This window comes from Paenibacillus planticolens, from assembly GCF_013141725.1.
GTDB lineage: Bacteria > Bacillota > Bacilli > Paenibacillales > NBRC-103111 > Paenibacillus_E > Paenibacillus_E planticolens.
On the sequence record NZ_WHNZ01000040.1, the window covers coordinates 182,647 to 196,685 of the forward strand.

Genomic DNA, 14,039 nt, shown 5'->3' on the forward strand with positions numbered 1-14,039 from the left:
ATTTCCCCTGCTGTTATCGTTTTATGTGTGTTAGGCCTTCACTACGTATGCTACGACAATGGAAAGAATGAAAAATGCAGCAGCAAGCCCCATTGTGAAACGGGACAAGAAAAGCTCCAAACCGCGTGCTTTTTGTTTACCAAATAAATGCTCCGCACCACCGGAGATGGCACCGGACAAACCTGCGCTCTTACCTTTTTGTAAAAGAACAATCGCAATTAATCCGACTGAAGCTATGATTAACAAAATTTTCATAAAAATTAACATGTGATTAGCACCCCAATTGCCTGTACTTTGCTTATACAACTAGCATGAGTAGTTTAACACAGTTCGTCCTAGATTACAACAAAATAGCTAATCCGACGTGAAAACCCTTTAATCGCGATAGGATGGTGCCGGTGATTGGCGGCTCGAGCTTCTTGCCCGCTTGCTTCGCCCCAGGAAAGCCTGCACCGCTTGCTTTGCGCACCACAGCGCAAAAAGGGTAAACAGAATCGCCCACACCATAGCCGGAACCCCCGTATGAAGCGCCAAATTCGTAGCATCTCCCGCTTGGCGGGTATTCCTCGCTGCAGCCTGAATTAAATAGATCGGACCGAATACAGACTCTTCCAAGCATAAAAAAGCGAGTAGCAAATAATAGAAGTTGCGCAGCCAATTTAGTGGAATAGCCATCATGATCACCGTCAATGCAATAAAGCCGATTAAAAACATAATGCCGAATCCATTGCGAACGAACAAGAGCAGTGAAATGGCGGATATCACGATCATAACCAGAAAGCCGATATGCTGCCTCCCTTTTGCAAAGGCTGAGAACAGAAACCACGCGAACAGGGAAGCTGTCATGTACCCCGCCAAAGCGACCGGAATGATCGACCACGATCTGGCCCCGGAAATTGCAGACAGCGTAACCCCGCTATGATTGGCATACAACTCGATCCGCTGCACTTGACCGGACAGTGCCAGCGTCACCACCGCATGCCCAAACTCATGAACCATCGTGTCCAGGTTGCGAAAAAAAGAAGAGGGGATCCAGTGCGTAAGCAATGCGGAACCTATTAGAAATAAAATAGTCTTCACCCAATTACTCATAGCACGCGACCCCCTCGGTTGCATAGGCGAGCAGGTGACAGAGTCACCGACCAGCCTTGGTTATTTAATTATTGCCACTATACAACTTATTTAAAGTTTCTCAAGTTGTAGAACGCTTTTTTGCCAGCATATTGAGCTACGCTGAACAATTCGTCTTCGATACGAAGAAGTTGGTTGTATTTCGCAACGCGGTCTGTACGGGAAGGAGCACCTGTTTTGATTTGACCAGCGTTTGTAGCAACCGCGATGTCAGCGATTGTGCTGTCTTCGCTCTCACCGGAACGGTGGGAGATAACCGCTGTGTAACCAGCGCGTTTTGCCATTTCGATCGCATCAAAAGTCTCAGTCAGCGTACCGATTTGGTTTACTTTTACCAAGATGGAGTTACCGATGTTTTGCTCGATACCTGTGGAAAGACGCTCTGTGTTCGTAACGAACAAGTCATCACCAACGAGTTGAACTTTGCTGCCCAATTTCTCAGTAAGCAATTTCCAACCTTCCCAATCGTCTTCGGAGCAGCCGTCTTCAACTGTGATGATCGGGTATTTATCAACCCATGCAGCAAGGAAGTCAACCCACTCAGCAGATGTGAACGTTTTGCCTTCGCCTTCAAGCACGTATTTACCGTCTTTGAAGAATTCTGTGGAAGCAACGTCCATACCCAAGAATACGTCAACGCCTGGTGTGTAACCGGCTTTTTCGATCGCTGTAAGGATGGTTGTGATTGCTTCTTCGTTGGATGTGAAGTTAGGAGCGAATCCACCTTCGTCGCCAACAGCTGTGTTAAGACCTTTGTCTTTCAATACGGATTTCAAGCTATGGAAAATCTCTGCGCCGATGCGAAGAGCTTCTTTGAACGTAGGAGCGCCAACTGGCAGAACCATGAACTCTTGAACGTCAACGTTGTTGTCGGCATGCGCCCCACCGTTGATGATGTTCATCATTGGAACTGGAAGTGTTTTAGCGTTGAATCCGCCAAGGTATGTGTACAAAGGAACATCCAAAGCGTCAGCAGCTGCGCGAGCAACAGCCATGGAAACAGCTAGGATCGCGTTAGCGCCTAATTTCGCTTTGTTCGGAGTACCGTCAAGCTCGATCATTTTGGTGTCGATGCCAACTTGGTCAAGAGCATCCAAACCAATGATTTCAGGAGCGATGATTTCGTTCACGTTGTCAACGGCTTTCAGAACGCCTTTACCCAGGTAACGGCCTTTGTCACCGTCACGAAGCTCAACAGCCTCGTATGCGCCTGTGGATGCGCCTGAAGGAACGATCGCGCGGCCGAAAGCGCCGGACTCTAGATAAACTTCAACTTCAACCGTTGGGTTACCGCGGGAATCCAGTACTTCGCGTGCATAAACATCAGAAATAATAGTCATTGTAGAAAACACTCCTTTTATAAAATAAGTTGTTTGCTATCTCTTAAGGATGGTTGTCCCGGTCATTTGCTCCGGTTGTTTAACCTCTAAGAAGTCAAGCAATGTCGGGGCAATATCTGCCAAAATTCCGCCATCTCTTAGTGTAACAGATTTGTCCGTAACAATAAAAGGGACCGGATTCGTCGTATGCGCCGTATTGCGTGAACCGTCCGCATTCGTGACCACATCGGCATTCCCGTGATCGGCTGTGATGCACACAACGCCGCCTTTGGCCAGAACCGCTTCGACCACTTTGCCTAAGCACTCGTCTGTCGCTTCGATCGCCTTCACTGTTGGCTCCAGCAAGCCAGAGTGACCAACCATATCAGGGTTTGCAAAGTTAAGGATGATCGCGTCATGACGCTCCGCTTCGATCTCTTTAACGACAGCATCCGCCAGCTCATAGGCGCTCATTTCCGGCTGCAGGTCGTAGGTAGCAACTTTCGGCGAAGGAATAAGCAAGCGCGTTTCACCAGGCAATTCCGCGTCGCGTCCGCCGCTGAAGAAGAACGTTACGTGCGGATATTTCTCGGTTTCCGCTGCGCGAAGCTGCTTCAAACCGTTCTGAGCCAGTACTTCACCGAGCGTGTTGTCAAGATCCTTCGGTTTGTAAGCTACGAAACCGTCTACGGACTCACTGAACAGCGTCAGACATACGTAGTACAAGTTCTTAGCGGCTTTAGGACCGCGGTCAAATCCCCGGAAGTCTTCATTGGTGAAGACTTGGGACAGCTGAATCGCACGGTCAGGACGGAAGTTGAAGAAGATCACGGCGTCGCCTGATTCAACAAGACCTACAGGCTTGCCGTCCTCGCCAACGATAACGGTAGGCATGACGAACTCATCGAAAATGGATTTCTCATAGGATTCGACAATAGCTTTCATCGGATCGGTGTACGCAGGGCCTTCGCCATAAACCATGGCGCGGTAGGATTTCTCCGTACGCTCCCAACGTTTATCGCGATCCATGGCATAATAGCGTCCTTGAACGGTCGCAATTTTGCCTACGCCGACTTCCGCGATTTTGTTCAGAAGGCTTTCCATGTAGCTCTTCGCAGAATCCGGAGCTACGTCGCGGCCGTCGAGGAAGGCATGGATATACACTTCATGGAAATCTTCTTTCTTAGCAAGATCCAGCAAAGCAAATAAATGCTGAATGTGGCTGTGTACGCCACCATCGGAAAGCAGCCCGTAAAGGTGCAGTTTCTTTCCGTTTTCTTTGGCATGGCGGACAGCGCCCAAGATCGTCTCGTTGTCGTAGAATTCACCGTCACGAATCGATTTGGAAATCCGCGTCAGATCCTGATACACGATACGGCCTGCGCCGATATTCAGGTGTCCTACTTCAGAATTCCCCATCTGGCCTTCAGGCAAACCTACAGCTTCGCCGCATGCAGTTAAGGTTGTATGTGGATAACTTGACCAGTAACGGTCATAGTTTGGCTTTTTGGCATGAGCAACGGCATTGCCCTGCTCTTCCGAACGAAGTCCGAAGCCATCGAGAATGATGAGTGCTACCGGTTTCGGTCTGGACATGTTACTTCGCCCCCTGGACGAGTTGGATGTAGGAAGCAGACTCTAAGCTTGCTCCACCGACAAGAGCGCCATCAATATCAGGTTGCGCCATGTATTCAGCAATGTTGTTAGGCTTCACGCTGCCGCCGTATTGGATGCGAACCGCATCTGCCACGGAAGCGCCGTATAGGCCGCTCACAAGCTCACGGATGTAGCCGATAACGTCTTGTGCATCAGCAGCTGTAGATGACTTGCCAGTACCGATAGCCCAGATCGGCTCATAAGCGATAACCACTTGCGCCGCTTGCTCTGCGCTAAGGCCGGCAAAAGCCGCTTCCGTTTGCACTTTGCATACGTCTTTCGTTTGACCCGCTTCGCGCTCTTCCAGCTTCTCGCCTACGCAAAGGATCGGTTTCAAGCCGTGTTTGAAAGCCGCAACGACTTTCTTATTCACGATTTCGTCCGTCTCAGCGAAGTAAGCTCTGCGCTCGGAGTGTCCGATAATGACATACTCCACGCCAAGATCTTTCAGCATTACGCCGGAGATTTCGCCTGTGAACGCGCCATTGTCTTCGAAATGCAGGTTTTGTGCGCCTACATGCACGTCTGTGCCTTTTACAGCTTCAACTAGTGCCGGCAGGTTCGTGAAAGGAGAACAAATTACGCTTTCTACGCTTTCGATCGTGCTGCCTTTTACTTCGTTCACGAAGCTGACTGCTTCGGAAACCGTTTTGAACATTTTCCAGTTACCCGCGATAATCGGTTTTCTGCTCATTGGAATGCTCTCCTTTGAAAATAAATTATTTATCGTTCAAGGCTACGACGCCTGGCAATGCTTTACCTTCCATGAACTCCAAGGAAGCTCCGCCGCCTGTGGACATGTGGTTCATTTGTTCAGCAAGATGGAATTTCTCTGTAGCTGCAGCAGAATCGCCGCCGCCGATTACCGTGTAACCCTCTGTTGTTGCACAAGCTTGCGCTACAGCACGTGTACCGTGGGAGAACGGCTCGATTTCAAATACGCCCATCGGCCCGTTCCAAACAACCAACTTGGATTTTGCAATCACGTCTGCGTAAAGTTCACGCGTTTTTGGTCCGATGTCAATGCCTTCCCAATCTGCCGGGATGCTATCAATATCAACGATTTGTGTGTTCGCATCTGCGCTGAATTTATCCGTAACCACGATATCTACAGGAAGCAGGAAGTTAACGCCTTTTTCTTTGGCTTTCTCAATAAAGCTAAGCGCCAAATCAAGCTTCGAATTGTCTAGAAGTGATTTACCGATTTCATAGCCTTGTGCTTTCAAGAATGTATAGGACAGACCGCCGCCGATTAAGACGTTGTCTGCAATGTTCAGGAGGTTTTCAATGACAGCGATTTTGTCTTTCACTTTGGATCCGCCGACGATCGCTGTGAAAGGACGCTCAGGGTTGTTCAGCGCTTTGCCTAGAACATCAAGCTCTTTCTCCATCAAAAGACCGGAAACAGCCGGGATGTAAGCCGCGATGCCTGAAGTCGAAGCATGTGCACGGTGAGCAGCACCGAATGCATCGTTCACGAACAGATCAGCCAGATCAGCGAAAGCTTTGGCCAATTCAGGATCGTTCTTCTCTTCGCCTTCGTTGAAACGAACGTTTTCAAGCAAGAGAACGTCGCCATTTTCAAGCGCATCCACTTGCGCTTTCACGATTTCACCAACGGATTGATCCGCTTTGATCACGTTTTGGCCAAGAAGCTCAGCCAATTTTGCAGCAACTGGCGTTAAACGGAGCTCTTCAACCACTTGTCCGTTTGGACGACCAAAGTGAGCAGCAAGAATGACTTTAGCGCCTTGCTCAACCAAAAATTTAATCGTAGGGAGCGTTTCTCTGATCCGTGTATCGTCCGTAATTTGACCATTTTCTACAGGTACGTTGAAATCAACGCGGACGAATACTCTTTTACCAGCTACTTCAACATCGCGAACACTTTTCTTACTCATAAGTCAAAGCCTCCTGAACGTGTATGGTTTACTTCCGTACTTTCTGCTTCTTATTAACCTTATATGGGGATAAATCGCACATAAAGAGGAGAATCGCTTCTCCTCTTCATGTGGTTGTTAGTGTGTGATTTATGAAATTACAGACCTTTTTTCGCGATGAAAGCTGCCAAGTCAACTACACGGTTGGAGTAGCCCCACTCGTTGTCGTACCAGGAAACCACTTTCAGCATGTTGTCGCCAACTACCATTGTGGACAATGCATCAACTGTGGAAGATGCTGGGTCGCCATTGAAGTCGCTGGATACAAGCGGCTCTTCTGTGTAGTTCAGAATGCCTTTAAGAGGGCCTTCGGAAGCTTGTTTCAGAGCTGCGTTAACTTCGTCAACAGTTACGTTAACTTTAAGTTCAACAACCAAATCAGTTACGGATACGTTAGGTGTAGGAACACGCATAGCCATACCGTTCAATTTGCCTTTAAGTTCTGGAAGAACAAGACCGATTGCTTTTGCTGCGCCAGTGCTGGAAGGAATGATGTTCTCAGCTGCTGCACGAGCACGACGAAGGTCTTTATGAGGAACGTCAAGCACGGATTGGTCATTTGTGTAGGAGTGAACAGTCGTCATCATACCTTTTACGATTCCGAAGCTATCGTTGATAACTTTCGCGAAAGGAGCCAAGCAGTTTGTCGTACAAGATGCGTTGGAGATGATTGTGTGAGCTGCTGGATCGTATTTGTCTTCGTTAACGCCAAGTACGATTGTGATATCTTCGTCGGATGCTGGAGCGGAAATGATAACTTTCTTAGCTCCGCCTTTCAAGTGAAGGGATGCTTTTTCTTTCGCTGTGAAAATACCAGTGGATTCAACAACGATTTCAGCGCCTACAGATGCCCATGGCAGGTTCCCAGGGTCACGCTCAGCAAAAACCTTGATGGAACGACCGTTAACGATCAATTCGCCTTCGCCAGCTTCAACTGTAGCGTCTAGTTTACCGTGAGTTGTGTCATATTTCAGTAAGTGAGCCAGTGTTTTAACGTCAGTCAAATCATTTACTGCAACGATTTGTACTTCTGAGCTGTTCAAAGCTGCGCGAAACACGTTACGACCAATACGTCCGAAACCGTTAATACCTACTTTTACCATAGCGAATTCCTCCTAAGATTAACAAAGATTTATATATTTCAAAACGCAGCCGATAAAAGCATACGTTATGATGTCTCATTACACATGTTTCATAATTTCAATAGCTGCCGCTTCATCCGTCACGAGCACATCTTCCTGACCATGCCTGAGTACGGAAGCGATCGCTTCACCCTTGCTTTTACCGCCTGCTACGCCAATCACGACTTCCGCATGCTGCAGATCCTCGAGCCGCAGTCCGACTGTCGGCATCTTGTGCACGACATTTCCTTGACGGTCAAAATAGTACCCGAAAGCCTCTGCTAGAGCCCCGTCAGCTTGCAAGCTGCGCGTCGTTTCGGCATCTACCTTACGTCTGCGAGCCATGACCATAGCATCTCCGATACCGTGAACAACGATGCGACAACTCCGCACGGCGTCAACAACTTCCTGTATCTGCGGATCTTGGATGAGCGTTTGGTAAGCTTCCTCGCCCAAATGGTCCGGCACATGCAGCAGTCTGTATTTCCCGCCTGTCTTCTTGGCCATAATGGATGCGATCGTGTTCGCCTGCATATCCACGCTTTCGCCAAGTCCGCCTCGAGCCGGTACGAACCAGTTGCCTTTCATGGAAGACGATATCGCGAGGTTATTCGCAATCTGCGCCATCGTTGAACCGCCGGTCACCGCAATAATGTCGCCTTTGGCAACATATTTGCGCAATGCCGCCGCTCCTGCGCGTCCGAGCTCCTTCTTGGTGAAGACCGAAGTGTCCGTATCGCCTGGAACCACAATGACTTGCGAAAGACCGTAAGCTTTGGCGATGCTTTCTTCCAAATCCGTCAATCCGAAAGCAATCTTAATGATCGGAAGCATATCTTCGAGCAGTTGACGGCCGGACTCACTGATCTTCATCCCTGAGGCGTCCGATTCCAGCAGCCCATGCTCCTTAAGGAAGTCGACCTCACCGCGAAGCACCCGCTCCGTCATATCGAGCGAAGAGGCCAGCGTTCTGCGTCCGACAACACCGGAAACCAAAATATGATGCAGGATCGAGTACCGCTTCTTCATGATGTCCATAAGATCCGGCAAGAGCTTTTTCTGAATGTCAAGAATTTCTCTCATAATATCGACGTTCGACGCTCCTGATCCAGTGTTGGACGTTTTATGTCCCGGGTATACATTTTATGTCCCACCCAGGTGAAAAAAAATGGCCTTACACGCTTATTATAACCAATAACCGTTTAACATTCAACAATTGTTCATACAATTTTCTGAAAAATGTACGGTATGGGTTTATGTCTTGCTTTTTGCGCGGAGGTGACATATAATAACCCTTGCTTCGCTTTTTTCGAGACATGCGCCCGTGGTCCAATGGATATGACGTAGGCCTCCGAAGCCTGAGATAAAGGTTCGATTCCTTTCGGGCGCGTAAATAGCGTACAGGCAAGAGAAATCAGTCATCCGACTGATTTTTTTTGTTGTTAGTTTGACCTTTCTTGACCTTCGGAGGTTTTTTCGTTATCATACTTGTAGATACTGTAAATAAACCATCTACCCACCCCAAGGAGGTCATTCTCATGAGTTTTATCCCAATGGTCGTCGAACAGGACGCGCGCGGTGAAAGAGGATATGACATCTACTCTCGCTTGCTGAAGGATCGCATTATTTTCTTAGGCACGGGTGTCAACGATGTTGTCGCGAACTCCATCATTGCTCAGTTACTTTTCTTGGCCGCACAAGATCCTGATAAAGATATCTCGCTATACATTAACAGCCCCGGCGGTTCCATTACAGCCGGTATGGCGATCTACGACACGATGCAGTTCATCAAGCCGGACGTTTCCACGATTTGCGTGGGTATGGCCGCTTCCATGGGCGCATTCCTCCTGACGGCAGGCGCCAAAGGCAAGCGTTACGCGCTTCCGAACAGCGAAGTCATGATCCACCAACCACTTGGCGGTGCGGAAGGTCAAGCCTCTGATATCGAAATTCGCGCAAAGCGTATTTTGAAAATGAGAGATAACTTGAACAAAATCCTTGCTGAGCGCACTGGACAAACGTTCGAGCGTATCGAAAAAGATACCGACCGCGACAATTTCATGAGCGCTGCCGAAGCTGCCGAATACGGACTCATCGATAAAGTGATCGAGCGCGTCTAATCATCGAAAAACCAGCCTGAATGGACTGCTCTACGAGCGGCCTATCGGCTGGTTTTTTGCGTTCAGAGAACTATTCCCGTTGCCAAGTCTTACCGACGTAATCGCTCCGGCTTGTACATCTAACGGACTCAGCAGTTCCTATTCTTTGAATTGCGGCAGTTTGAAATTCAAACGGACTCCAAAGCCGCTATTCACCAATTCCAAGTATGATCCGACTGGGGAAGTGGCAATTAACAGCAGTGAAGTCCGTTTAATCTGAAATAGCTCCGAATTTGCCGAAATAAGGGCGATGGTGTCCATTAGATTCGGTGGATGCTGCCGCTCGGACAACAGACCTCTGCCAATGAATAAGAGCCTCGAAGACTCCTGTCAGCCCGAAAATCTTCCGATTTCGCACATAAGGGTCTCCAAAGCTCTTATCATCTTTTACTTCTTCTCATCCAACGGATAGAAAATCAGGTCAATCGGGAACGCCGAGCCCGCCGGAGGCGTGAACTCGATGTCCAGCGCGTCCTCCGTACCTGTCGTACGGGCCAGCACTTCCATGCCGTCGAAGGCTGTAATTACGCCGGAATACGGAACCGGAATGATTTCGCCGTTAATTTTGAACGGCCCTTTGAATACGCCGCCTTTGGCCATAATCATAACCGCCATTTTGCGCGGCTTATCCGTATGGATTTTATACACTACGCCGTAATTTCCGCCGTTCTCCACGTTCTGCTTCCGTACCACATCATAGCCTTTGACGAACGGATCGGTTTTGTTGTCGCCAATGGTCAGTACGGAAGTCTTGTTAAAGCTCGATGCATCGATATCCCACTTGATCTCCGATACCGGGAACGTCCCGCGCACATGGCCATTGAATGCCAGAAGCGGAAGCTCTTTCACCGTTGTTGAGGTCAGCTTTTGATCGGTTACTGCGAAAGACATTTGCAGTTCGCCATTCGTTTCTACGTCATAGAACAAGTTGACGCCCTGCCCCGGATAGAAGTCCGGAAGTTTCGCATACACATAGGACTCATGTGGAGGAACCGTCATTTCTTCCGAGTACACATTGTTCAGAAGGAAATCTACGGAAGCTTCACTGCCAATCAAATTGGCGTAAACGGAAGGATAAACCTCTCCTTTATTCGTTGTTTTGATCGTTACCGGTTTATCTGTGTTGTTCGTAGCGAAAATCGCCATCGTCATTTTTTGTTTGGTCCCGTTGATATGGTCGGCATACAGACGGGCTTGCCCATTGATGTTATCCTGATACAGAATGCCTTTCTCTGTAAACTCTTCCGGACTATCGCTCACCAGCAGCGTGCGTCCAGTCACTTCTGTCACTTTCCTCGGAAGCAGCGGCAGCTCATTGAAATTGTTCCAAATCGTTGACCAATTTGACTTAATGAAACCACCCACCGGTGTCGTATAAATCGGGTATTCGACTTGTGTTAAATAAGATTCATTCACGACGGTCACATAGCTTTTGAACAATTTGCTTTCATGCCCGTGGCGATCCTTCACCGTCAAAGTAATCGGATATGTCCCCGGCTTAAAAAAGACTTCCTCTTTGCCTACCCAATTGTAAGACGCAATGCCTTCCGCATCAGGGTCATAGCTTAAGTCTATATACTTCACAGGCTCTCCAAGACGGTATGTAGGCTTCGCCGTTGTAAACTTGGCTACAGGTCGGGAATTGCCGTCTTGATCGATGTAGATGCCCTCTGGCGCCTTGAAGTGGACGATTTCTACACGGCGCAATTCATTGTTGTATGTGTACTTCGCACCCATATAATCCGCAAGCCACGTCAGCTTCACAAGAAGCTTTCCGTTCACAATCGCAGCAACCGAATTGAACGGCGTATCCTCGCCATTGGTCGTTACAATCTTATGATCGGCATCCAGCACGATATTATAGCCCGGAGGTGTCATTTGAATGGTGCGGGAATCGTCATTCCACTCCACCTTGAAACCCAATGTGTCCCCTAGGAATTTGGCCGGAACGAAAGTGCTCCCGTTAATAATCGTAGATGGCGCGTCCAGATGAACTTGATCCTTATTCACGAAAGCTTCTGACTTATCGATATAAAGTAAAATTAAGGACGAGCTTGTCGATACCGCATGCGCCGCCGGTGCCGTTATTGCGCTGGCCAGAAACACTAGCAAAGCAAGCATGACAGTGATTTCTTTCTTTAAAGCATTCCATTTCATTCTCTCCCTGGCTCCTTTATAACCTTAGTTTGCACAATTGAGGGAATGGCAAATAGCCCTTTCCTTCAATAACCACGTTCATTAGACGTAGCTAAGAGAAAAAGGTTGCTAATTCCCCTAAAAGTTAACAAGTTTGACACTTATTCGCCTTTGCTGCCCAAGCAGCGGCCACTTGCAAAAAAGCCTCCTCGAAAGGAAGCTTTTGAAGGATTATTGGTTTTCCAATTCTTCCTTGCTGACTAAAGTGACTAAAGCGTTTACAGCCTGCTCGGCATCCGAACCTTCTGCACTTATGAAGACTTCGGTCCCTGTGCTGATCGCAAGACTCATAATTCCCATGATGCTCTTAGCATTCACTTTCTTTTCATCTTTCTCAACGAAGATCTCTGATGAAAACTTATTCGCCTCTTGAACAAACAATGCCGCAGGTCTGGCATGAAGTCCTGTTCTCAACTTCACAACGACTGGACGTCTGGACATGGAACTAATTCCCCCTAGTGTGGAGCTTATATGAATTACTACTGATAACAGTGCTATTCCTTATGTTATAACATTATAGCATTTTTCCCTGAAGTACACTAGAAAAAATGAGAAAAACTTATTTACATAGTGTTCCATCCCTATAAAGCTAGGAATTTCGCTGTTTTTCGGCCAATTCGTCAATTTTTCGCAGACGATGGTTCACGCCGGATTTGCTGACGCTGCCCTTGAGCATATCGCCAACTTCTTTCAGATTCAGATCAGGATGCTGAAGTCTGATTTCAGCAACCTCTCTCAGCTTCTCAGGCAAATTATCGAGTCCGACTTCTCTCTGCAGAAGACGAATGTTTTCGATCTGCCTGACCGCGGCACCGATCGTCTTGTTTAAATTCGCCGTTTCACAATTGACAATCCGATTCACCGAGTTCCGCATATCCTTCATAATTCGGACATCCTCAAAGCGCAGCAGCGCTTGATGGGCCCCAATGATGCTGAGAAACTCAATGATCTTCTCGCCTTCTTTAATATACAGAACAAACCCTTTTTTGCGTTCGATAAAGCGGGCATTCAAGTCGAATTTGTTGGCCAGATGCGCCAATGCCTTGCAATGCTCCTCATAAATCGAGGCAATTTCCAGATGATAGGAAGAACCCTCGGGATTGTTCACCGATCCGCCAGCCATGAAGGCGCCGCGGAGATAAGCGCGTTTGCAGCAGTTACCCTTAATGATCTCTTTGTTGATTCCTGTCGTAAAAATAAACCCTTCAGAAACAATTTTCAGATCGCTGAGCAGCTCCTGCACTTGACCGGGTACTCTAACAATATATACGTTGTTCTTCTTGAGACGCATTTTCTTGCGCACAAGCAACTCTGTGTGCAGTTTGTACGTCTTCTTGATGAGCGAGTATATACGTCTGGCGATAGCGGCGTTTTCGGTGGAAATATCGAGAACAACGCGTTGGTTCGTTAACTGTACCGACCCGTTCATGCGAATCAAAGCAGACAGCTCCGCTTTTTCACAACACGCTTCCGCTTCCGTTATTAAGGTCAATTCTTTTTTGGTTGTTGCCGCAAAGGACATGAGACTCACTTCTTCCTTAACATCCAGCTTTCGACGAGCTGATAAATATGGTCACTCAATTTCTCGGCATCATGACGAAGGTACGTGCGGAACAGCACGAGCCGGTCAGCAATAACCTGATACCCTCTTTTCGTGACTTCATCCAAATCCAGGTGAACCGCCTTCGCCCCTTTTTCGGCATATCTGGCCTGGACTTGCGGCGGAATTTCACCATTGTTCACGATGACATAGTCAAACAGATGCTCTTTGAGGTGATCATAAATCGCGTCGAGATGATCACTGACCGAATAGTCGTCCGTTTCCCCCGGCTGCGTCATGACGTTGCAAATGAAGAGCTTGACAGCCTTCGATTTGGCAATCTCTTCGGCAATACCGGGAACAAGCAGATTGGGCAGCAAGCTGGTATACAAACTGCCGGGACCGCAAAGAATGGCATCCGCTTCGCGGATAGCTTGAACGGCATCCGCAAGAGGCGTCACGTTAGCGGGTTCTAGGAACACTCGCTTGATGCGTCCTTCAGCTTTGGGAATCTTGGATTCCCCTATGACTAAGGTACCATCTTCCATAATCGCTTTCAACACGATAGCTTGGTTTGACGCCGGTATCACCCGGCCGCGGACCGCAAACACCCGATTCATCTCTTGCACTGCCGTAACGAAATCACCGGTAATATCAGTGAGGGCCGCTAATATTAGATTTCCCAGACTATGTCCGGCTAAACCTGTTCCCACCTGAAATCGATACTGCAGCATTAACGACAGCAGCGGCTCTACATCAGCTAGCGAGGTCAGCACGTTGCGAATATCGCCCGGAGGCGGCATCTGCATCTCATTGCGAAGAATGCCGGAGCTGCCTCCATCGTCAGCTACCGTCACGATAGCTGTAATATCAACCGGCTTTTCTTTCAAACCTCTAAGCATAACCGAAAGACCTGTGCCGCCGCCGATCACGACTATTCTGGGAGTGCGCTGTGATTTTTCATATTTCATCCTTCA

14 protein-coding genes and 1 tRNA gene are annotated in these 14,039 nt (G+C 48.2%); 2 read left to right on the forward strand and 13 right to left on the reverse strand.

All coding sequences use genetic code 11. From position 1 onward, the window contains the following. Positions 1 to 30: 30 nt before the first annotated feature. From secG to GC097_RS18375, 8 genes are all read right to left on the reverse strand, one after another. Positions 31 to 267, reverse strand: coding sequence for a preprotein translocase subunit SecG (gene secG, locus GC097_RS18340; RefSeq protein WP_145668116.1), 237 nt, complete (start codon positions 265 to 267; stop codon positions 31 to 33). Between the two features lie 108 nt (positions 268 to 375). Beyond that, on the reverse strand, positions 376 to 1,092 hold the full coding sequence (locus tag GC097_RS18345; RefSeq protein WP_171684756.1) for a M50 family metallopeptidase: 717 nt from the start codon (positions 1,090 to 1,092) through the stop codon (positions 376 to 378). Between the two features lie 86 nt (positions 1,093 to 1,178). Then, positions 1,179 to 2,471 (reverse strand): phosphopyruvate hydratase, encoded by a 1,293-nt coding sequence (eno, locus tag GC097_RS18350; RefSeq protein WP_171684757.1) that lies wholly within the window; start codon positions 2,469 to 2,471, stop codon positions 1,179 to 1,181. A 36-nt stretch (positions 2,472 to 2,507) separates the two neighbouring features. Next, positions 2,508 to 4,046: a 2,3-bisphosphoglycerate-independent phosphoglycerate mutase gene (gene gpmI, locus GC097_RS18355; protein ID WP_171684758.1), complete on the reverse strand. Its 1,539-nt coding sequence runs from the start codon at positions 4,044 to 4,046 to the stop codon at positions 2,508 to 2,510. 1 nt (position 4,047) lies between these two features. Beyond that, complete coding sequence (gene tpiA, locus GC097_RS18360) at positions 4,048 to 4,800, reverse strand: triose-phosphate isomerase (RefSeq protein ID WP_171684759.1); 753 nt, start codon at positions 4,798 to 4,800, stop codon at positions 4,048 to 4,050. Positions 4,801 to 4,825: 25 nt separating this feature from the next. Further along, the gene (locus GC097_RS18365; RefSeq protein WP_167053106.1) at positions 4,826 to 6,007 is read right to left on the reverse strand and encodes a phosphoglycerate kinase; all 1,182 of its coding nucleotides are present in this window, start codon (positions 6,005 to 6,007) and stop codon (positions 4,826 to 4,828) included. Between the two features lie 137 nt (positions 6,008 to 6,144). Continuing rightward, positions 6,145 to 7,149 (reverse strand): type I glyceraldehyde-3-phosphate dehydrogenase, encoded by a 1,005-nt coding sequence (gene gap, locus GC097_RS18370; RefSeq protein ID WP_127457105.1) that lies wholly within the window; start codon positions 7,147 to 7,149, stop codon positions 6,145 to 6,147. Between the two features lie 78 nt (positions 7,150 to 7,227). Beyond that, positions 7,228 to 8,250, reverse strand: coding sequence for a sugar-binding transcriptional regulator (locus GC097_RS18375; RefSeq protein WP_171684760.1), 1,023 nt, complete (start codon positions 8,248 to 8,250; stop codon positions 7,228 to 7,230). A gap of 235 nt (positions 8,251 to 8,485) precedes the next feature. Between GC097_RS18375 and GC097_RS18380 the strand changes: the two genes are divergently transcribed. Together GC097_RS18380 and clpP are read left to right on the forward strand one after the other, a co-directional pair. Then, positions 8,486 to 8,557 (forward strand) — tRNA-Arg (locus GC097_RS18380). 148 nt (positions 8,558 to 8,705) lie between these two features. Next, a complete protein-coding gene (gene clpP, locus GC097_RS18385) occupies positions 8,706 to 9,287 on the forward strand; it encodes an ATP-dependent Clp endopeptidase proteolytic subunit ClpP (protein ID WP_127457107.1) in 582 nt (193 codons plus the stop codon). A gap of 138 nt (positions 9,288 to 9,425) precedes the next feature. On the opposite strand, the gene GC097_RS18390 is transcribed toward clpP, so the two are convergent. From GC097_RS18390 to mgfK, 5 genes are all read right to left on the reverse strand, one after another. Beyond that, a complete protein-coding gene (locus GC097_RS18390) occupies positions 9,426 to 9,617 on the reverse strand; it encodes a hypothetical protein (protein ID WP_171684761.1) in 192 nt (63 codons plus the stop codon). Positions 9,618 to 9,713: 96 nt separating this feature from the next. Continuing rightward, the gene (locus GC097_RS18395) at positions 9,714 to 11,483 is read right to left on the reverse strand and encodes a stalk domain-containing protein (RefSeq protein ID WP_171684762.1); all 1,770 of its coding nucleotides are present in this window, start codon (positions 11,481 to 11,483) and stop codon (positions 9,714 to 9,716) included. A 210-nt stretch (positions 11,484 to 11,693) separates the two neighbouring features. Next, positions 11,694 to 11,963 (reverse strand): HPr family phosphocarrier protein, encoded by a 270-nt coding sequence (locus GC097_RS18400; RefSeq protein ID WP_028555561.1) that lies wholly within the window; start codon positions 11,961 to 11,963, stop codon positions 11,694 to 11,696. A gap of 148 nt (positions 11,964 to 12,111) precedes the next feature. Beyond that, positions 12,112 to 13,044: a DNA-binding protein WhiA gene (gene whiA / locus GC097_RS18405; protein WP_171684763.1), complete on the reverse strand. Its 933-nt coding sequence runs from the start codon at positions 13,042 to 13,044 to the stop codon at positions 12,112 to 12,114. A 5-nt stretch (positions 13,045 to 13,049) separates the two neighbouring features. Next, positions 13,050 to 14,033, reverse strand: coding sequence for a gluconeogenesis morphogenetic factor MgfK (gene mgfK, locus GC097_RS18410; RefSeq protein WP_171684764.1), 984 nt, complete (start codon positions 14,031 to 14,033; stop codon positions 13,050 to 13,052). Positions 14,034 to 14,039: the final 6 nt, after the last annotated feature.